Origin of the sequence: Streptomyces sp. NBC_01750 (assembly GCF_035918095.1) — a bacterium.
Classification (GTDB): domain Bacteria; phylum Actinomycetota; class Actinomycetes; order Streptomycetales; family Streptomycetaceae; genus Streptomyces.
Window position 1 is genome coordinate 1,202,828 of the sequence record NZ_CP109137.1, and the last position, 17,873, is coordinate 1,220,700.

A 17,873-nucleotide genomic window follows, 5' to 3' on the forward strand; every position below is an offset into this window, starting at 1 on the left:
GCAGCCAGGACGGCCCGGCCGGCCCGCTAGGCCCGTCGGTCCATCATTTCCAGCGCCCTCCGCGCCACCGCATGCGTACGCACCAGACCGGCCAGCGTCGTCGACCCGCGCGTTATGTCCGCGAACGCCTTCCACGCGGGCCGGAAACCGGTGATCGCCGCATGCAGCAGCCCCGGCCGGCGCTCGAAGATCGCGAGCATCCGCCGCCCGACCCCCATCTCCACACCCAGCCCGGCCTTGATCGCGAACGCGTAGTTCAGCGCCTGCCTGCGGGCGTCCACGGCATCGTGGGCCTCCGAGATCCGTACGGCCCAGTCCCCCGCGAGCCGCCCCGACCGCAGAGCGAAGGAGATACCTTCCCGGGTCCACGGCTCGAGCAGCCCGGCCGCGTCCCCGCACACCAGCACGCGCCCGCGCGACAGCGGCGAGTCGTCGCTGCGGCACCGGGTCAGATGCCCCGAGGAGATCGCCGGCTCGAATCCCGCGAGACCCAGGCGGGCGATGAAGTCCTCCAGATAGCGCTTGGTCGCCGTCCCCTTGCCGCGGGCCGAGATCACTCCGACCGTCAGTGTCCGTCCCTTGGGGAACACCCAGCCGTAACTCCCGGGCATCGGGCCCCAGTCGATGAGCACCCGGCCCGCCCAGTCGTCGGCCACTGTCGCCGGTACCGGAATCTCCACCTCCAGGCCGAGATCGACCTGGTCGAGCTTCACGCCGACATGCGCGCCTATCCGGCCCGCGCTGCCGTCCGCGCCGACGACCGCACGCGCCAGCACGGTTTCGCCGTCGGCGAGCACGACGGCGACCGTGCGCCGGTCCGGGACGGCAGGTCCGTGCTGCTCGACGCGGGACACGGTCGCTCCGGTCCGCAGCACGGCACCGGCCTTCTGCGCCTGCTCCACAAGACCGGCGTCGAACTCGGGTCGGTTGATGAGCCCGAAGAGCATCCTCTTGGAGCGGCGGGTACGGGCCAGCTTGCCGTTCAGCGAGAAGGTGACGGCGTGCACCCTGTCCAGCAGCGGCAGTTCGAAGCCCGGCGGGAGGCTGTCGCGCGAGGGGCCGATGATCCCTCCGCCACAGGTCTTGTAGCGGGGCAGCTCCGACTTTTCCAACAGGAGCACCTGACGGCCCGCGGCCGCCGCCGCATAGGCCGCCGAAGCTCCCGCGGGCCCGCCGCCGACCACGACGACGTCCCACACCGTCTCGCCGTGCTCACCTACGGCATCTGCGTTCTCGCTGCTCACGATCTGCTTATGCTCCCGATCCGACGCGTGATCCATGTTCTCGACGGCATCCTACGGCGCGGTCACTTCCCGCCCCTGTGCGAGGATCAACCACACATTCGCCGTACACACACGGCACAACGTCGCACCCACGAGGAGCGTGCCCATGACCGCCAATCCGATCGCCGAGACCATTGTCTCTTTGATGCCCCGCGCCCAGGCGGAGCTGACGGAGCTGGTGGCCTTCCAATCGGTGGCGGACGAGGCCGTGGCGCCGAAGAGCGAGTGCGAGGCCGCCGCGAACTGGGTGGCCGGTGCGCTCCGCGCCGAGGGATTCCAGGATGTCGCGCTCCTGGACACCCCCGACGGCTCGCAGTCGGTGTACGGGCTGCTGCCGGGCCCGGAGGGTGCGCCGACGGTGCTGCTCTACGCGCACTACGACGTGCAGCCGAAGCTGGACGAGTCCGCGTGGGTGACCCCGCCGTTCGAGCTGACCGAGCGGGACGGCCGCTGGTACGGGCGTGGCGCCGCCGACTGCAAGGGCGGCTTCATCATGCATCTGCTCGCCCTGCGCGCCCTCAAGGCGAACGGCGGCGTGCCGGTGAGCGTCAAGGTGATCGTGGAGGGCTCCGAGGAGCAGGGCACCGGAGGTCTCGAGCAGTACGCCGAGGCGCACCCGGAGCTGCTGAGGGCCGACGCCGTCGTGATCGGCGACACCGGGAACTTCCGCGTGGGTCTGCCGACGGTGACGGCGACGCTGCGCGGTATGACGATGATCCGGGTCCAGGTCGACACTCTCCAGGGCAATCTGCACTCGGGCCAGTTCGGCGGCGCCGCGCCCGACGCGCTGGCCGCGCTCATCCGCGTACTGGATTCACTGCGTGCCGAGGACGGTTCGACGGTGGTCGACGGGCTCGGCGCGGACTCGGCCTGGGACGGACTGCAGTACCCGGAGGGCGAGTTCCGCAAGGACGCCAAGGTCCTCGACGGTGTCTCTCTGATCGGCAGCGGCACGGTCGCCGACCGTATCTGGGCCCGTCCCGCCGTCACCGTGGTCGGCATCGACTGCCACCCGGTGGCCGGTGCGACCCCCTCCATCCCGGCGAGTGCCCGGGCGCAGATCAGCCTGCGGCTGCCGCCCGGCCAGGACGCGGCCGAGGCGACCAAGCTGCTGTTCGCGCACATCGAGAAGCACACGCCGTGGAACGCCCGGGTCACACTCGAGCAGGTGGGCCAGGGCCAGCCGTTCCAGGCGGACGTCTCCAGCCCGGCGTACACCTCGATGGCCGACGCGATGCGCATCGCGTATCCGGGCGAGGAGATGCAGTCCGCCGGCATGGGGGGCTCGATCCCGCTGTGCAACACGCTCGCCGAGCTCTACCCCGAGGCCGAGATCCTGCTGATCGGCCTGAGCGAGCCCGAGGCACAGATCCACGCGGTGAACGAGTCCGTCTCGCCCGAGGAGCTGGAGCGGCTGTCCATCGCCGAGGCGCTCTTCCTGGTCAACTACGCCGAGTCCAAGAAGGCTTGAGCGCTCGGCGGAGATCGCGGCAGGGGAACTCCGCGGCCGTGCCACTCGGCGTCAGCCGACGGGGATGCCGGCCTCGAGGTTGAGCACGGTCCCGCGCTCGCGTGCGCGCAGGGCCCAGCGCAGCCGTTCGTAACGGGGAGGCGGCAGCAGTTCTGCCGCCTCCTCCTCGCCGACGAACCGCCAGCCGCGCAGCTCCGATCCGGGCAGCAGCACCCGCCGCGCCTCACCGCTCGGCAGCCGCCCGCCGTCGAAGAGCAGCCGCAGCCCGCCGAATCCCGGCGGCCGCGGGGGCTCCCAGTCGACAACCAACAGCCTGGGCACCTTCCCGAGTTCGATACCCAGCTCTTCGGTGACCTCGCGCATCCCGGCACGTGCGGGCGCCTCGCCGCGCTCCACGACTCCGCCGGGGAACTCCCAGCCCGGCTTGTAGGTGGGGTCGACGAGCAGCACCCGGTCCGCCTCGTCGAAGAGCAGCACTCCGGCGGCGAGGGTTTCGGCGCTCGGCTCGGGCGTCTGGACGATCTCACATGCCGGGGCGGCCCCCGTCTTCACGGCTTCGGCGATCCGCCGCGCCGTCTCCTGGGGATCGAGCCTGCTGGTGTCGATCACGTGAGCGTCCGCGCGGATCCAGTCGAGGGCCGCGAGATAGGGCTCGATGTGTTCGTACGCCCATTGTCTGACGCGCTGGTCGGCGTCGGGGATGTCCGGCTCCTCGCGGTTGGCTATCCGCTCGCGCAGGATCGTTTCATCCGGGGACAGCAGCACATGACGCACCGCAATCCTGCGGGAGGCGAGACCGCCGAAGATCTCGTCGCGGTACTCCTGGCGCAGCAGCGTCATCGGCACCACCAGCACGCCGCCCAGCTCGGCGAGCAGCGCCGCGGCGGTGTCCACCACGAGCCGCCGCCAGATCGGCAGATCCTGGTAGTCGCTCACCTCGGCGAGCCGCTTCTGGGGCAGCTGGCACCCCAGAGAGCCGCCGATCAGTTCGGGGTCGTAGAGCGTGCTGTTCGGGATCAGATCGATCAGTTCGCGTGCGGTACTGGTCTTGCCCGCTCCGAACGCACCGTTGATCCAGACAATCACGGTTCCCCCTCTGCCGTAGCCCTCAGTGGATTGCCCGCAACACCCTGCCACGGAAACCCGTTGCAGGAACCGGGCCGTTGATCACGTGCACAACTGTGGCCGTGCTGTTGCCGGTTCACCACTACCGTCCCGCGCCCGGACGCGTCTCACCATACGAACGGATGCCCCCGCCGGGCCGTGACACCCGGGCGCGGAGCATCGTTGGAACGGAAGAGACAAGGGGGTGCGGGATGCGCCGTACGGTGTTGGAGAAGTTTCCCGCCGGGGGCCCGCGCGGCAGCTGGCCGGCCGAGGAGTTCGCACGGGCGCGCCAGGACGAGGGTCTGGCGGCGGAGGTCGTGATGGACCTCGATTCGGACGCCTTCCTGGTGGTCGTTCCGCAGCGGACCGCGGAGGCGGTCGGCTAGAACGTGCCGGGGACGCGTCCCGGCCCCCGCGCCGGGGCCCGGGACGCGAGCCGACGCCCGCACCGGGCCGGGAGGGGCGCCGGCCGCCGTGCGTCTCAGCCTTTGGTGGAGCCGAGGGTGAGCCCGGCGATGAAATGGCGCTGGAGCAGCAGGAAGACCACCAGCGTCGGCAGTGCCACGATCACCGAACCCGCCGCCAGCAGGTTGTAGTCCGTGAAGAACTGGCCGCGGAGGTTGTTCAGCGCCGAGGTGATGGGGAGCTTGTCGCCGTCGGAGATGAAGACGAGCGCCCAGAGGAAGTCGTTGTACATCCAGGTGAACTGCAGTGTGCCGAGCGCCGCGAGGGCGGGACGGCAAAGCGGCAGCGTGATGCGCCAGTACTGCGTCCACACACTCGCGCCGTCCACGATCGCCGCCTCCAGGATCTCCTGCGGCAGGGTGCGCATGAAGTTGGCGAGGACGAAGACACAGAACCCGATCTGAAAGCCGACCTGGACGGCGATGACGGCCCAGTACGAGTCGAACATCGTCATCGAGTCGGACATCCAGTACGGCAGCGGGATGCGGTTGAACAGGACGTACAGCGGAGTCACGATCACCTGCTGGGGCAGCAGATTTCCCGCGGTGAAGAGCATCAGCAGCACGATCGAGCCGCGCATCCTCAGCCGTGACACGGCGAAGGCGACGAAGGAGGCGAAGAACAGCGCGAGGAGCACTCCCGGCACTGCGATGATCAGGGTGTTGATGAAGTACTTCATCATCCCCGAGTCGCTGAAGGCCTGTTGGTAGTAGTCGAAGGAGAGCTTCTCCGGCAACGAGAAGTAACCGTGCTCGGAGGTCTCGTCGTACGGCCGCAGCGAGGCGTACACCGCGAGCAGCAGGGGCGCCAGGAAGGCCAGCGAGACAGCCATCAGAAAGGCGTGCACGCCGAGCCGGCCGGGACGTACGGCACGCTTTCGGGGCGGTGGGGCCGCGGCCGGTGTGGTGGCGGGCGCCGGGGCGGTGTCGAGCGTCATCGGTTCTTCTCCCCACGGATCTCCTGGACCAGATACGTCACGACGAATCCCATGGAGACGAGCAGCAGCACCACGGCGATCGCGGAGCCGAAGCCGATCCGGCTGGCCTCGCCGATGATGTTGTCGGTGACGAGGACCGAGAGCAGCTCCAGGCCGTTTCTGCCCTTGTTCACGGCGTAGACGATGTCGAAGGCGCGCAGCGCCTCGATGACGGTGATGACGCCGACGATGACATTGACGGGCCGCAGGGTCGGGAAGACGACGCGGAAGAAAGTCTGCCGCTCACTCGCGCCGTCGATGGCGGCGGCTTCCTTCAGCGAGGGGTCGACGGCTTTGAGGCCGGCCAGGTAGAGGATCATCACATACCCGGTGTGCCGCCAGGCCGCGGCCAGCAGGATCATCCAGATGTTCAGGTCGGGATCGCCGAGCCAGTCGGTGGGATTCCCGGTGTCCGCGAGGATCGCGTTCAGCGCGCCCTGGTCGCGGGAGAAGATCAGTTGGGCGATGAAGCCGACGACCGCGAGCGAGAGCACCACCGGCATGTAGAGCGTCGACTGGTAGAAGCGGCTGAACCGTACGCCCCTGTCGATGAGGACGGCCAGCAGCAGTCCGAACGGGGTCGCGATCAGTCCCAGGAAGGCCAGCCAGAGCAGGTTGTGGCGGGCGGCGGGCCAGAACTGCGGATAGTTTGTGAAGAGGTTCTCGTAGTTCTTCGTGCCGACCCAGTGGATGTCTCCGATGCCGTCCCAGCTGGTGAAGGAGAGCACGATGGAAGCGAGGGTGGGCCCCCACACGATGGCCACGTCGAGCAGGATCGGTATGCCCAGCAGCACACCGAGTACCGCGAGGTCGCGGCGGGTGAACCGCCGCGGGCCTCGTCGTGGGGCACGCCGCGAGGTGCTCACTCTCGTTCGCCCCGCGGTGTCGTCCGGGGTGCCCCGGCCGGCCCGCGTCTCCGGCCTGGGGGTCCCCCCGGGCCCGGCGGGCCGACGGGGAGGGTCCGGGGGTTGTCCCCCGGGAGATTGCAGCAGCGGCACGGGTGGTCGCTCCAAGTCGGTTTCGGCCGGTGGCAGTCAGTCTTCGGAGGCGAAGATGGTCTTCTTCTGCCTCTCGATGCTGTTGACCAACCCATCCACGTCCTTCGGCTTGTTGATGAAGGTCTGAATGGCCGGGATCATCACCGTCGAGGAGAAGTCCGGCCTTGTGTCGCGGTCCAGGAACTGCGAGATCTGCTTGGCGCCGGAGACGAGTTCGACGGCCTTCTTCTGCAGCGGGGAGTACTTCGAGATGTCGGCCTGGTCGCTCACGGCGATGTTGTTGGGGTCACTGGCCAGGTAGATGTCCTCCGCCTGGCCCGTGGCCAGCCACTTCAGCAGGTCCTTGGCGCTCTCCAGGCTCTTGTCGTTCTTGAGGTCCTTCGCCTTCTTGGCGAGCAGGAAACCGTCGATGGGCGCCTCGACCGCGTCCTGTCCGTGCTCGGGGTTGATCACCGGGAACGGGAAGAAGTCGATGTCGGCCTGCTCCCCCTTGGGGAACTGGGCGCCCGGGTGCGGGAGTCCGAAGACCGCCATGCCCGCTTCCTTCTTCTGCAGACCGGTCGCGGCCTCCTGCCAGGTGCGGCCGTTGGCTCCGGGCTGGCAGTACGGGAGGATGCTGCGCCAGGTGTCGAAGACGTCCTTGACGCGCTTGTCGGTCCACGCCTCCTTGCCCGCCATCAGGTTCTTGTGGAACTCGTATCCGTTACTGCGCATGTTGATGTAATCGAACGTGCCCATCGCCGGCCAGCCGTCCTTGTCGCAGAACGCGATGGGGACGAGCTTGTCCTTCTGCATCTGCTTGGCGAGCGCTATGTACTCGTCGAGCGTCTTGGGGGCCTGGTAGCCGTACTGCTCGAAGACGCTCTTCCGGTGGAAGACGGCCCACGGGTAGTAGTAGTACGGCGTGAGGTACTGCTTGCCGTCCTCACCCGTCGACTGGGCCTTCAGCGCCGGGGAAAAGCCCTGGTAGCCCGCCCAGTTGTCGCTGATGTCGTGCAGCAGACCCTTCTTGGCGAAGAACTGCATGCGATAGCCCGCGAACCACATGAAGACGGAGTCCGGCTTGCCCTGCAGGTAGCGGTTGATGTTCTCCTGGAAGGTGTTGTGGTCAACGGTGTTGACCTTGACCTTCCGTCCGTCCTTCGACTGCTTGCCGTACGCGGAGAACGCGTCGGCGAAGGCCTTCTTCGGCACCGGGTCGGACGAGTTGGAACCCAGAGTGATGGTCTTGCCGTCCCCGCCGGGCCCACCGCCGCATGCGGCGAGCAACGAGGGCAGCGCGACCGCACCCGCACCCGCCGCTGCGCCACGCAGCAGATTCCGCCGGGACATCCGATGTCCTGCCACGCTCCCGGGCGCGGCAGAACCGTTGAACGATGACTGCGCCATGTCCCCTCCTCCGGGGTGCAACCCAACACAACCCAACGCGAGGATTGGATCACACTCCCAGAAAGTGGTGCAGTCAAGGGTTTTGGCGAGACATCGAACAACCGTTACCGCATCTCTTCCAACAGACTCCAACACGGCCTACCGTAAACGCTCGCGACTGACACATACGTGCAGCCATCCCAAAATGCGCGAGTACGGAGGAACGTTACGATGCGTCACCTTCCCACCCGCAGTACCCCCGTAGAGTCGTCGGAGCGCTGGCCGCCGCGCTGCTCGGCGCGGCGGGGCAGGGCACACCTGCTCCGGCCGCCGGCACCGATGCCGCGCCGGTGGATGCCGCGTCGGCGGGCCGGCGGTGAACTGCCGCGCGTCGCCGCGCTGGGCGCTGCTGCCGCCCGCCGTCGAAGTGAGCGCCGACGAGGGCCTCGGCGTGCACGCAGCGAGCGCCGTGGAGTACTACGCGGGCGGCAGGCACCACCGTCACCCCGCGGGTCGGCCTGGACGACGGGAAGGGGTCGAAGGGCACGGTCGCCTTCGAGATCCGGGCGGACGGGAAGAAGGCCGCCTCGACGGACGTACTGACCAACGCCATGCCCGCACAGCCGATTTCGGCGGATGTCGGTGGTGCGAAGGCCGTACGTCCGGTGGTCACCGACGGCGGTGACGGAGTCGACTCCGTCCATGCGGACCGGGCCGGCCTCAGGATCGGCTGCTGACAACCGCTGCCGCCTCACCGTCACGGCCGAGCGAGGCGGCAGCGGCCGCACCCACCAGACCGGCGTCCGTGCCCGTCAGGGCCGGAGCCACCCTGAGCCGCTGCACGAAGGAGAGCGTGGCGTAGTCGCGCAGCGCACGGCGCAGCGGCGCGAAGAGCACATCGCCCGCGCCCGCCACGCCTCCGCCGATGACGGCAATCTCGATCTCGACGAGGGTCGCCGTAGCGGCGATCCCGGCGGCGAGGGCCTGGGCCGCGCGCTCGAAGGAGGCGATGGCGACCGGGTGTCCGGCCCGGGCGGCGGCGGCCACGGCGGCGGCCGAGGCATCACCGTCGGGGCCGGGCCGCCAGCCGTTCTCCCGAGCCCGGCGTGCGATGTTCGGGCCGCTGGCGATCCGCTCCACGCAGCCGCGCGCGCCGCACGGACAGAGATCCCCGTCCAGGTCGACGCTGATGTGGCCGATGTGCCCGGCATTGCCGGTGGGTCCCGGGTGGAGCTTCCCGCCGAGGACGAGTCCACCTCCGACACCGGTCGAGACGACCATGCACAGGGCGTTGTCGTAGCCGCGGGCCGCGCCCTGCCAGTGCTCGGCCGCAGTCATCGCGACGCCGTCGCCGACCAGCGCGACGGGCAGCCCGTCGGCGGCCCGGCGCACCCGCCCGACCAGCGGGAAGTCTCGCCAGCCCGGGACATTGACCGGGCTGACCGTGCCGGCGGAGGCATCCACGGGACCGGCGCTGCCGATGCCGACGGCCGAAGCCCGCGCCCAGAGCGGGGATGCGGCGAGCTCGGCCAGAACCGTCTCGACGGCGCGCATCACTGTCTCGCCGTCCTCGCGGGAGGGTGTCGGGCGCTGCGCCCGCACCACAATCCCGCCACTGCTGTCCACCAACGCGCCTGCGATCTTGGTGCCGCCGATATCGAGCGCGGCGACGAGGTCGGTATGCATCGGTGTGGGATCCCCCGGGGAGCTGTCGGACCTGCGGATTCAGTTAACAGTCTCCATTCCCCTGACAACGTTGTCCAGGGCCTATGCTCGACGCCACACCCTCGCACACCGGACGACGACAGGACAGCGCACTGTGGCCGAGACCGACCGTCACCCGCCGACGGCGGGCCGCACCCGAGGCCCCGAGCCCCGCTACGGCAATCGGCCCACCATGAAGGACGTCGCCGCGCGGGCAGGCGTCGGCCTGAAAACCGTCTCCCGGGTGGTCAACGGCGAACCCGGCGTCACGCCCGACACCGAGCGCCGGGTGCAGGAGGCCATCGAGTCCCTCGGCTTCCGCCGAAACGACAGCGCACGGGTGCTGCGCAAGGGCCGCACCGCCTCGATCGGGCTGGTGCTCGAAGATCTCGCCGACCCCTTCTACGGCCCGCTGAACCGCGCCGTGGAGGAGGTCGCCCGCGCCCATGGCGCCCTGCTCATCAACGGTTCGAGCGCCGAGGACCCGGAGCGCGAGCAGGAGTTGGTGCTCGCGCTCTGCGCCCGCCGGGTGGACGGGCTGATCGTCATCCCGGCCGGCCACGACCACCGCTATCTGGAGCCCGAGATAAAGGCGGGCGTCGCCACGGTGTTCGTGGACCGCCCGGCCGGGCAGATCGACGCGGACGTGGTGCTCTCCGACAGCTTCGGCGGCGCCCGCAAGGGCGTGGCGCATCTGATCGCGCACGGCCACCGCCGTATCGGATTCATCGGCGACCAGCCGCGTATCCACACCGCCGTCGAGCGTGTACGTGGCTACCGCGCCGCCATGGAGGACGCCGGGCTCGTGGTGGACGAGAGCTGGGTGTCGCTGGGGTCCACCGCGCCGGAGCGGGTGCGGGCGGCGGTCGAGGCGATGCTGGCGGGGCCCGAGCCGGTCACCGCGCTGTTCGCCGGCAACAACCGGGTGACGGTGACGGCCGTACGAGTCCTGGCGGAGCGCGACCGGCCGGTCGCGCTGGTCGGGTTCGACGACATCGAGCTCGCCGACCTGCTCGGCATCACGGTCATCGCCCAGGACGCCGCGACTCTGGGGCGTACCGCCGCCGAGCGGCTGTTCCGCCGTCTCGACGGCGTGGACGACGAGCCCGCGCAGGTGGCGCTGGAGACGGTGCTGATCCCGCGCGGCTCGGGCGAGCTCCCGCCGCCTGCGGACCAGTAGGCCGGGCACCGGCCCGGTTACTTGGCTGTGGCCGTGAGGTCGCCGCGGCGAGGCGAGGCGAACCGCTCGAGATCCTCGCGGGTGAGACCGGTGAGCCCGACGACCTCGGCGGTGTCCAGGGCTCCGCAGTCGATTCCGCGCAGCAGATAGCCGCTGAGTGCCTTGGCGGTGGCGGGCTCGTCCATGACATCGCCGCCCGAGTGGTTGGCGTACGCGGACAGCCGGGCGGCCGCCTGCTCGAAACCCTCGCGGTAGAAGGCGAAGACGGCGGCGTAGCGGGTCGGGAGGTGGCCCGGGTGCATGTCCCAGCCCTGGTAGTAGGCGCGGGCCAGCGCCCGGCGGGTGAGCCCGTAGTGCAGCCGCCAGGCGTCGTGCACCTTCTCGGTCGTACCGACCGGCAGCACGTTGGTGGAGCCGTCGGAGACGCGCACGCCGGTGCCCGCGGCCGCGACCTGCATGACGGCCTTGGCGTAGTCGGCGGCAGGGTGGTCGCTCGCCTGGTACGCGGCGCTGACGCCGAGGCAGGCGCTGTAGTCGAAGGTGCCGTAGTGCAGTCCCGTGGCCCGGCCCCGGGCGGCGTCGATCATCCGGGCCACGGCGGCAGTGCCGTCGGCGGCGAGGATGGACTGGCTGGTCTCGATCTGGATCTCGAAGCCGATCCGGCCGGCCTCCAGGCCGCGAGCCTTCTCGAACTCCTCGACGAGCCGCACCATCGCGGTGACCTGCTCGGTGTAGGTGACCTTGGGGAGCGTCAGGACGAGTCCGGCGGGCAGACCGCCGGACTCCATCAGCCCGGTGAGGAAGATGTCGAGGGTACGGATGCCGCGGTCGCGTACGGCTGCTTCCATGCACTTCATGCGGATGCCCATGTAGGGGGCCGCGGCGCCTCCCCCGCTCTCCGGCCGGGAGGCACCCCGCGCGTACGCCTCATTGATCAGACGGGCGGCACGGGCCGCGTCGGCGTCCTCGTCGGCGTCGCCGCGGCCGCCGTAGCCGTCCTCGAAGTCGACGCGCAGGTCCTCGACGGGCTCGCGCTCCAGCTTGGCCCGTACGCGGTCGTACACCGGTGCCGCGAGCTCGTCACCGAGGCCGAGGACGGCGGCGAAGGACGCGGCGTCCGGGGCGTGCTCGTCGAGCGCCGCCAGCGCCCGGTCGCCCCAGGAGCGGATGGTGTCGGCGGCGAAGACGTCACCGGGTACGTAGACGGTGTGGACGGGCTGGCGGGTGCCGGGGTCTCCCGGGTATCGGCGGGCGAGTTCCTCGTCCACCGGCGCGAGGGAGGCGCTGATGCCCTCGCTGACCGCTCCGGCGAGGCTCGTTGCCACCTTCTCCTGCTGACCCATCCTGGACCCTCCGGTTTTCCGCTCCACGGAATCAACAATCCGTATGGCGAAGTTAATAGGCGGTCGCGACCTGCGTCAATGGTCACCCGAAAGCGTGCGGGGCCGCGCGGTGGTGTTCACCGCACGGCCCCGGGCCGTAGAAGACTTCCGCAGGTCAGCCCTTGCGGGTCTGCACCTCTGCGGTGAGCTGGGGAACGACCTCGAAGAGGTCGCCGACCACGCCGTAGTCGACCAGGTCGAAGATCGGGGCCTCGGCGTCCTTGTTGATGGCGACGATGGTCTTCGAGGTCTGCATGCCGGCCCGGTGCTGGATCGCGCCGGAGATGCCGGAGGCGATGTACAGCTGCGGGGAGACCGACTTGCCGGTCTGGCCGACCTGGTTGGAGTGCGGGTACCAGCCGGCGTCCACGGCGGCGCGCGAGGCACCGACAGCGGCACCGAGCGAGTCGGCCAGCGACTCGATGATGTGGAAGTTCTCGGCGCCGTTGACGCCACGGCCGCCGGAGACCACGATCGCGGCCTCGGTCAGCTCGGGGCGGCCGGTCGACTCACGCGGGGTGCGCGAGACGACCTTGGTGCCGGTGGCCGCCTCGGAGAAGGTGACGGCCAGGGTCTCGACGGCACCCGCGGCCGGAGCGGCCTCCACGGGGGCCGAGTTCGGCTTCACGGTGATGACCGGAGTGCCCTTGGAGACACGGGACTTGGTGGTGAAGGAGGCGGCGAACGCGGACTGCGTGGCCACCGGGCCCTCGTCGCCGGCCTCGAGGTCGACGGCGTCGGTGATGATGCCGGAGCCGATACGGACCGCCAGGCGGGCCGCGATCTCCTTGCCCTCGGCGGAGGACGGGACGAGCACGGCGACCGGGGAGACGGCCTCGTACGCGGCCTGCAGCGCGTCCACCTTCGGGACCACGAGGTAGTCGGCGAACTCGGGCGCGTCGGCGGTGAGGACCTTGACCGCACCGTGCTCGGCGAGCGCGGGTGCGGTGGCCCCGGCGCCGGAGCCGAGGGCGACGGCGACGGGCTCGCCGATGCGGCGGGCCAGCGTCAGCAGTTCAAGGGTGGGCTTGCGGACGGCGCCGTCCACGTGGTCGACATAGACGAGAACTTCAGCCATGGGATTGCTCTCCTGCGAATGCGAAGTATCTGGGGGCAGTTGGGGGCAGCGGGCCTTAGATGAACTTCTGGCTCGCAAGGAACTCGGCCAGCTGCTTGCCGCCCTCGCCCTCGTCCTTGACGATCGTGCCGGCACTGCGGGCCGGACGCTCGGCGGCCGAGTCGACCGCGGTCCAGGCGCCCTCGAGGCCGACCTCGTCGGCCTCGATCTCGAGGTCCTCCAGGTCCAGCGACTCCACCGGCTTCTTCTTGGCGGCCATGATGCCCTTGAAGGACGGGTAGCGGGCCTCGCCCGACTGGTCCGTCACCGAGACGACGGCAGGCAGCGACGCCTCGAGCTGCTCCGACGCGGTGTCGCCGTCACGGCGGCCCTTGACGACGCCGTCCTCGACCGAGAGCTCGGAGAGCAGCGTGACCTGCGGAACGCCCAGGCGCTCGGCGAGGATCGCCGGGAGCACGCCCATGGTGCCGTCGGTGGAGGCCATACCGGCGATGACCAGGTCGTAGCCGGTCTTCTCGATGGCCTTGGCGAGCACCAGCGAGGTGCCCATGACGTCGGTGCCGTGCAGATCGTCGTCCTCGACGTGGACGGCCTTGTCGGCGCCCATGGAGAGCGCCTTGCGCAGCGCGTCCTTGGCGTCCTCGGGGCCCACCGTCAGCACGGTGATCTCCGCGTCGTCCGCCTCGTCGGCGATCTGCAGCGCCTGCTCGACCGCGTACTCGTCGAGCTCCGACAGCAGGCCGTCGACGTCTTCGCGGTCGACAGTCAGGTCATCGGCGAAGTGCCGGTCGCCGGTGGCGTCGGGCACGTACTTCACACAGACAACGATCCTCAAGCTCACGCCGGCTCTCCTACTGCATCGTCTCTATTGAGCTGCCTTCTGCTGGCAGCATAGGCGCCTTACTGGGCGGATCCCGGTCGGGGCGGCCTGCGCTCCGAACGAAGTATTACTCGTCAGTACACCCAGCTCCTTCCCCATATGCAAGCGCTTAGGTCTGTGACCTTGCCAACGCTCCGTAACCGGCGGCTTGCGGGAACTCTCAGTCCCGCAGAGCGTTGAAGCGCCCCTGGTGGTAGAGCAGCGGACGGCCGGCCCCCGCGGGGTCTCCGACGACGGCCTCGGCGATCACGATGCGGTGGTCCCCCGCCTGGACGCGGCCGACGACACGGCACACCAGCCAGGCCAGTACGCCGTCGAGGACCGGGACGCCCTCTGGACCGGTGCTCCACCGGGTGGGCTGCGCGAAACGGTCGGCGCCCCTGCGCGCGAAGGTCGCGGCCAGCTCCTGCTGGTGCTCGCCGAGTATGTGCACGCCGACGTGCTCGGCCCTGGCTATGACCGGCCAGCTGGACGAGGACGTACCCACGCCGAACGAGATCAAGGGCGGTTCGGCGGCTACGGAGTTGAGGGAGGTGGCGGTGAATCCGACGGGGTTGTCGCCCTGGGCGGTGATCACCGCGACGCCCGCGGCGTGCTGCCGGAAGACGGAGCGGAGCAGGTCGGGGGAGGCCAGCTGAGCGGTGCCGAGATCGGGCGAAGCCGTCATGGAGTTGTCCTTCTGCGGTGGATACGAACGGGGCGGCCGTGGCTGCTCAGAAAGCCGGACAGCGCGCACTCGCGTTTCGGACGAGGTCCACATGGGGCCGCCCGTGGAGAAGGAGGTCTTGAGGCACAGCGTCAGCGTGACGATTGATGGCAGGCGCAGTCAAGCGTGTCCCAGGATGTGCGACACGGGTCACGGGACGTCACACCGCCTGTCCGAGCGCGGCGATCACATCCGCCTTGCGGGGCTGGCCCGAGGCCCTGGTGACGATGCGGCCGCTCGCGTCGAGCACCAGCACGGTGGGTGTCTTGAGGATGTTCAGGTCACGGACCAGAGCGAGCCGCTCCTCCGCGTCGATCTCCACATGCGACACGCCGTCAATCATGTCCGAGACTTCGGCGAGAGTGCGCCGGGTCGCCCGGCACGGCGCGCAGAACGCGCTGGAGAACTGGACAAGCGTCGCCCGCCGGCCCAGCTCCACGCCCAACTCGGCCGCACCGAGCCGTCTCCCCGCGTCCCGACCGCGCACCTTCAGCCTCCCGCTGCTCCGCTGCCGCCAGAGCCCAAAGGCGCTCGCCGCCGCGAGCACCACCGCACACACCACGAGTCCCGTCATCCACGAATACAGCGTTCACAGGACCGCAAAGATTCCCGGTCCCGCACGCGGATCTTCTGCGCGATGCTGTCGGGCATGGACATCGACGCAAGGGGCCCCCGCTTCGGAGCCGCCGTCACCACGCTCGTACTCGCCGCGGTTCTCGTCACGGGCAGCGGCTTCCCGCTCGCCTGGCAGGCCCTCTGCTTCGCCGCGGGAGCAGTGTTCGGCGTACCGCGTTCTCCGTACGGATGGCTTTTCCGCACCGCGGTACGGCCGCGCGTCGGGCCGCCGGCCGAGTTCGAGTCGCCGGCTCCGCCGCGCTTCGCGCAGGCCGTTGGCCTGGCGTTCGCCCTGCTCGGACTGGGCGGCTATTTCTGGGGGCCGTCGTGGCTCGCTCTCACCGCCACCGGATGCGCCCTGGCCGCCGCGTTCCTCAACGCCGTATTCGGGTACTGCTTGGGGTGCGAGCTGTACCCGCTCTTCCGCCGCGCCACCACGGCCCGTTCATGACGGGACAGGTAAACACGTGACAAGAATCTCGCCCGCCCGAGCCGCCAGGGCTGGTCAGTACGCCGCGCATGGGGCACGATCTGCCCAATGCCGAAAACCTACGGCTGCGTAACTTCCGCCGGGAGAACCCTCCCCGGGCACAACAGAAGGGCCTTCTCCAGATGGCAGAGATCGTCTATCGGCCGGTCATCGGCGCCGCTCGAACCCTGTTCAAGGCGCTGGACCTGAAGATCGACACTCAGGGTTCGGAGAACATCCCACGCTCGGGCGGCGCTGTGCTCGTCAGCAATCACATCAGCTACCTGGACTTCATCTTCACCGGACTCGCGGCGCTCCCCCAGAAGCGCCTGGTGCGCTTCATGGCGAAGGAATCCGTCTTCCGGCACAAGATCTCCGGCCCGCTGATGCGCGGAATGAAGCACATCCCGGTGGACCGCACGCAGGGTGAGACGGCGTACGCGCACGCGCTCGACTCGCTGCGCTCGGGCCAGATCATCGGCGTCTTCCCGGAGGCGACGATCTCGCAGTCGTTCACACTCAAGAGCTTCAAGTCTGGTGCGGCACGACTGGCCCAGGAGGCCGGCGTACCGCTGATCCCGATGGCTCTGTGGGGCACCCAGCGGATCTGGACCAAGGGCCGGCCGCGCAACTTCAGGCGCAGCCACATCCCCATCACCATCCGCGTCGGCGAGCCGGTCGAGGCCCCCGCCGACCAGTACGCGGGCGCGATCACCCGGCGGCTGCGCGAGCGCTGCCAGGAGCTGCTGGAAGCGGCCCAGCGCGCCTATCCCGTACGCCCCAAGGACGCGAGCGACACCTGGTGGGTGCCCGCGCACCTCGGGGGTACGGCGCCGACTCCGGCAGAGGTCCGCGAGGCGGGCTGAAACTCACGAGCCGTTACTGGGGCGGCAGACACTGATCCGCGCCCCGGGGCTCAACTTCTCCAGCGACTCGGCGAGTTCGGCGGCTGCGGCCTCGAGCTCGCCGTTCGTCATCGGGGCCATGCCCTCGAGCAGGAAGAGCGCGTTCACCGACTCCTCGGTGAGCCGGGTGCGTACGCCCTGGCGCCAGTTCCAGCGCCGGCAGGTGACGCCTTCGTCGTCGCACCAGATCACCTCGCCGGGCTCGGGACGCTCGACCGTCTCCTCGCCCCCTGCGACGGTGCCGAACGGCTCCTCGCCCGTGGCCCGTACGAGCCGCATTCCGCCCTGGATGTGGTCGGTGTCCTCGCCACCGACCGGGATCAGATGGGCCACGCTGATCGCGTTGTAGAGATCGACCAGCCGGTTGATGCGCGGCAGCCCGCCGTCGGCGAGCGCCCGCCTGGCCAGCGCCTCGGCGGAATTGCGCGTACGGGACGGCTTGGCGCCGAAGGCGGAGTACGCCGCGCGCCAGGCCACCATGTGCGGGTCCTCGTGCGGGGCGCGCCCGTCCAGGCGTTCGGCGAGCCTGCGCGCGGCATCGTCCAACAGGGCCGAACTGTCGGCGTTGCTCTCCCCGTTGACCAGGCCGCGCGCCTCGACGGCTAGATGGGTGAAGCCGGGCGCGAGGTCCCGGACCTCGTCGGAGACGGTGAGCGTGAGCGTCATGGTTCTTCGTGCCTCACAGTTCGGCCGGGTACAGGGTCCAGAGAGTCTCCTGGTCGGGCGCCGCCCTGAGGGCGGCGAGCACGGCCGGATGAGGTACATCATAGAGCACTGGATAGTCCATTCCATTGGACTCCTGGCGTATATCGAAAGCGAGGCGCTCCTTCACCAGCGAGAACTGCGCATCGATCCCGGGCCTGTTGCCACGCGGATCCAGCCGCGCCCACTCCTCCCTGCCCGGAAGCTTCAGCGCGACCAGGCCATGGACGACGTTCAGACGCTGGTAGCAGAAAGCCGCGGGGATTGATCCGGCGCGCAGCAGGGCGACGAGCGCATGGGCCTTGGCGCAGCAGATACCGGTGCGCTGCGCGAGAACGTCGGAAGCGCGCCACGGGACCCGTACATCCCCCGTGTCGCTGGAGTGCGGGATGGTGTCGCGCACGAATTCAAAGGCCGCTTTGGCGTATGTGTATGCATCGCGACTGTCGCGGCGGAGACGGGCGGCCGTCTCCCGCACCAGCGGGTGCTTGTGGTCGACGACCTCGTCGGCGACGAGATACGCGGACAGTTCAGGGTTCTGCTGAATCAGCTCCATGCCCGCCGACCCTAAGGATGCGGCCGGT

Annotated in this window: 19 protein-coding genes and 1 pseudogene; 6 read left to right on the forward strand and 14 right to left on the reverse strand. The window is 69.6% G+C overall.

The genetic code is table 11. The features are described from left to right. Positions 1 to 26: 26 nt before the first annotated feature. On the reverse strand, positions 27 to 1,280 hold the full coding sequence (locus OG966_RS05245) for a geranylgeranyl reductase family protein (RefSeq protein ID WP_326648210.1): 1,254 nt from the start codon (positions 1,278 to 1,280) through the stop codon (positions 27 to 29). 109 nt (positions 1,281 to 1,389) lie between these two features. On the opposite strand from OG966_RS05245, the gene OG966_RS05250 reads away from it, so the two are divergent. Further along, a complete protein-coding gene (locus OG966_RS05250) occupies positions 1,390 to 2,754 on the forward strand; it encodes a dipeptidase (protein WP_326648211.1) in 1,365 nt (454 codons plus the stop codon). Positions 2,755 to 2,805: 51 nt separating this feature from the next. On the opposite strand, the gene OG966_RS05255 is transcribed toward OG966_RS05250, so the two are convergent. Continuing rightward, on the reverse strand, positions 2,806 to 3,840 hold the full coding sequence (locus OG966_RS05255) for an NUDIX hydrolase (RefSeq protein WP_326648212.1): 1,035 nt from the start codon (positions 3,838 to 3,840) through the stop codon (positions 2,806 to 2,808). Between the two features lie 230 nt (positions 3,841 to 4,070). On the opposite strand from OG966_RS05255, the gene OG966_RS05260 reads away from it, so the two are divergent. After that, positions 4,071 to 4,247 carry a hypothetical protein gene (locus OG966_RS05260; protein ID WP_326648213.1) on the forward strand — a complete coding sequence of 59 codons (177 nt, stop codon included), beginning with the start codon at positions 4,071 to 4,073 and terminating at the stop codon, positions 4,245 to 4,247. A gap of 95 nt (positions 4,248 to 4,342) precedes the next feature. Here the strand turns inward: OG966_RS05260 and OG966_RS05265 are convergent, their stop codons facing one another. From OG966_RS05265 to OG966_RS05275, 3 genes are all read right to left on the reverse strand, one after another. Continuing rightward, complete coding sequence (locus tag OG966_RS05265; RefSeq protein WP_326648214.1) at positions 4,343 to 5,263, reverse strand: carbohydrate ABC transporter permease; 921 nt, start codon at positions 5,261 to 5,263, stop codon at positions 4,343 to 4,345. Continuing rightward, the gene (locus OG966_RS05270; RefSeq protein ID WP_326648215.1) at positions 5,260 to 6,168 is read right to left on the reverse strand and encodes a carbohydrate ABC transporter permease; all 909 of its coding nucleotides are present in this window, start codon (positions 6,166 to 6,168) and stop codon (positions 5,260 to 5,262) included. Before OG966_RS05270 ends, OG966_RS05265 begins: the two co-directional genes overlap by 4 nt. A gap of 168 nt (positions 6,169 to 6,336) precedes the next feature. Next, positions 6,337 to 7,632, reverse strand: coding sequence for an ABC transporter substrate-binding protein (locus OG966_RS05275; protein WP_326655090.1), 1,296 nt, complete (start codon positions 7,630 to 7,632; stop codon positions 6,337 to 6,339). Between the two features lie 475 nt (positions 7,633 to 8,107). Between OG966_RS05275 and OG966_RS05280 the strand changes: the two are divergent. Then, positions 8,108 to 8,405 (forward strand): annotated as a pseudogene (locus OG966_RS05280) (NPCBM/NEW2 domain-containing protein); the annotation flags it as partial. Here OG966_RS05280 and OG966_RS05285 read toward each other — a convergent pair. After that, the gene (locus OG966_RS05285; protein WP_326648216.1) at positions 8,389 to 9,354 is read right to left on the reverse strand and encodes an ROK family protein; all 966 of its coding nucleotides are present in this window, start codon (positions 9,352 to 9,354) and stop codon (positions 8,389 to 8,391) included. The pseudogene OG966_RS05280 and the gene OG966_RS05285 sit on opposite strands and share 17 nt — an antisense overlap. A 211-nt stretch (positions 9,355 to 9,565) precedes the next feature. Here OG966_RS05285 and OG966_RS05290 point away from each other — a divergent pair, with 211 nt between their 5' ends. After that, positions 9,566 to 10,552, forward strand: coding sequence for a LacI family DNA-binding transcriptional regulator (locus OG966_RS05290; protein ID WP_326655091.1), 987 nt, complete (start codon positions 9,566 to 9,568; stop codon positions 10,550 to 10,552). Positions 10,553 to 10,569: 17 nt separating this feature from the next. On the opposite strand, the gene OG966_RS05295 is transcribed toward OG966_RS05290, so the two are convergent. From OG966_RS05295 to OG966_RS05315, 6 genes are all read right to left on the reverse strand, one after another. Further along, complete coding sequence (locus OG966_RS05295; protein ID WP_326648217.1) at positions 10,570 to 11,895, reverse strand: DUF6986 family protein; 1,326 nt, start codon at positions 11,893 to 11,895, stop codon at positions 10,570 to 10,572. A 154-nt stretch (positions 11,896 to 12,049) separates the two neighbouring features. Continuing rightward, positions 12,050 to 13,012 (reverse strand): electron transfer flavoprotein subunit alpha/FixB family protein, encoded by a 963-nt coding sequence (locus OG966_RS05300; protein ID WP_326648218.1) that lies wholly within the window; start codon positions 13,010 to 13,012, stop codon positions 12,050 to 12,052. 55 nt (positions 13,013 to 13,067) lie between these two features. Beyond that, on the reverse strand, positions 13,068 to 13,853 hold the full coding sequence (locus OG966_RS05305; RefSeq protein ID WP_326648219.1) for an electron transfer flavoprotein subunit beta/FixA family protein: 786 nt from the start codon (positions 13,851 to 13,853) through the stop codon (positions 13,068 to 13,070). A 199-nt stretch (positions 13,854 to 14,052) separates the two neighbouring features. Next, positions 14,053 to 14,559, reverse strand: a complete 507-nt coding sequence (locus OG966_RS05310) for a flavin reductase family protein (RefSeq protein WP_326648220.1) — start codon at positions 14,557 to 14,559, stop codon at positions 14,053 to 14,055. 46 nt (positions 14,560 to 14,605) lie between these two features. Next, positions 14,606 to 14,752 (reverse strand): putative leader peptide, encoded by a 147-nt coding sequence (locus tag OG966_RS40745; RefSeq protein WP_442806664.1) that lies wholly within the window; start codon positions 14,750 to 14,752, stop codon positions 14,606 to 14,608. Positions 14,753 to 14,758: 6 nt separating this feature from the next. Beyond that, on the reverse strand, positions 14,759 to 15,172 hold the full coding sequence (locus OG966_RS05315; protein ID WP_326648221.1) for a TlpA family protein disulfide reductase: 414 nt from the start codon (positions 15,170 to 15,172) through the stop codon (positions 14,759 to 14,761). 75 nt (positions 15,173 to 15,247) lie between these two features. Here OG966_RS05315 and OG966_RS05320 point away from each other — a divergent pair, with 75 nt between their 5' ends. Continuing rightward, positions 15,248 to 15,664 carry a DUF4395 domain-containing protein gene (locus tag OG966_RS05320; protein ID WP_326648222.1) on the forward strand — a complete coding sequence of 139 codons (417 nt, stop codon included), beginning with the start codon at positions 15,248 to 15,250 and terminating at the stop codon, positions 15,662 to 15,664. 161 nt (positions 15,665 to 15,825) lie between these two features. Next, positions 15,826 to 16,548 carry a lysophospholipid acyltransferase family protein gene (locus tag OG966_RS05325; RefSeq protein ID WP_326648223.1) on the forward strand — a complete coding sequence of 241 codons (723 nt, stop codon included), beginning with the start codon at positions 15,826 to 15,828 and terminating at the stop codon, positions 16,546 to 16,548. Between the two features lie 3 nt (positions 16,549 to 16,551). Here OG966_RS05325 and OG966_RS05330 read toward each other — a convergent pair whose 3' ends face one another. After that, the gene (locus OG966_RS05330) at positions 16,552 to 17,253 is read right to left on the reverse strand and encodes a B3/B4 domain-containing protein (RefSeq protein ID WP_326648224.1); all 702 of its coding nucleotides are present in this window, start codon (positions 17,251 to 17,253) and stop codon (positions 16,552 to 16,554) included. Between the two features lie 13 nt (positions 17,254 to 17,266). Further along, positions 17,267 to 17,845: a transglutaminase-like domain-containing protein gene (locus OG966_RS05335; protein WP_326648225.1), complete on the reverse strand. Its 579-nt coding sequence runs from the start codon at positions 17,843 to 17,845 to the stop codon at positions 17,267 to 17,269. Positions 17,846 to 17,873: the final 28 nt, after the last annotated feature.

Coding starts and splice junctions, on each gene's coding strand:
- OG966_RS05245 (WP_326648210.1), bottom strand. CDS start 1,280: ATGGATCACGCGTCGGATCGGGAGCATAAGCAGATCGTGAGCAGCGAG.
- OG966_RS05250 (WP_326648211.1), top strand. CDS start 1,390: ATGACCGCCAATCCGATCGCCGAGACCATTGTCTCTTTGATGCCCCGC.
- OG966_RS05260 (WP_326648213.1), top strand. CDS start 4,071: ATGCGCCGTACGGTGTTGGAGAAGTTTCCCGCCGGGGGCCCGCGCGGC.
- OG966_RS05265 (WP_326648214.1), bottom strand. CDS start 5,263: ATGACGCTCGACACCGCCCCGGCGCCCGCCACCACACCGGCCGCGGCC.
- OG966_RS05275 (WP_326655090.1), bottom strand. CDS start 7,632: ATGTCCCGGCGGAATCTGCTGCGTGGCGCAGCGGCGGGTGCGGGTGCG.
- OG966_RS05285 (WP_326648216.1), bottom strand. CDS start 9,354: ATGCATACCGACCTCGTCGCCGCGCTCGATATCGGCGGCACCAAGATC.
- OG966_RS05290 (WP_326655091.1), top strand. CDS start 9,566: ATGAAGGACGTCGCCGCGCGGGCAGGCGTCGGCCTGAAAACCGTCTCC.
- OG966_RS05295 (WP_326648217.1), bottom strand. CDS start 11,895: ATGGGTCAGCAGGAGAAGGTGGCAACGAGCCTCGCCGGAGCGGTCAGC.
- OG966_RS05300 (WP_326648218.1), bottom strand. CDS start 13,012: ATGGCTGAAGTTCTCGTCTATGTCGACCACGTGGACGGCGCCGTCCGC.
- OG966_RS05310 (WP_326648220.1), bottom strand. CDS start 14,559: ATGACGGCTTCGCCCGATCTCGGCACCGCTCAGCTGGCCTCCCCCGAC.
- OG966_RS05315 (WP_326648221.1), bottom strand. CDS start 15,172: ATGACGGGACTCGTGGTGTGTGCGGTGGTGCTCGCGGCGGCGAGCGCC.
- OG966_RS05320 (WP_326648222.1), top strand. CDS start 15,248: ATGGACATCGACGCAAGGGGCCCCCGCTTCGGAGCCGCCGTCACCACG.
- OG966_RS05325 (WP_326648223.1), top strand. CDS start 15,826: ATGGCAGAGATCGTCTATCGGCCGGTCATCGGCGCCGCTCGAACCCTG.
- OG966_RS05330 (WP_326648224.1), bottom strand. CDS start 17,253: ATGACGCTCACGCTCACCGTCTCCGACGAGGTCCGGGACCTCGCGCCC.
- OG966_RS05335 (WP_326648225.1), bottom strand. CDS start 17,845: ATGGAGCTGATTCAGCAGAACCCTGAACTGTCCGCGTATCTCGTCGCC.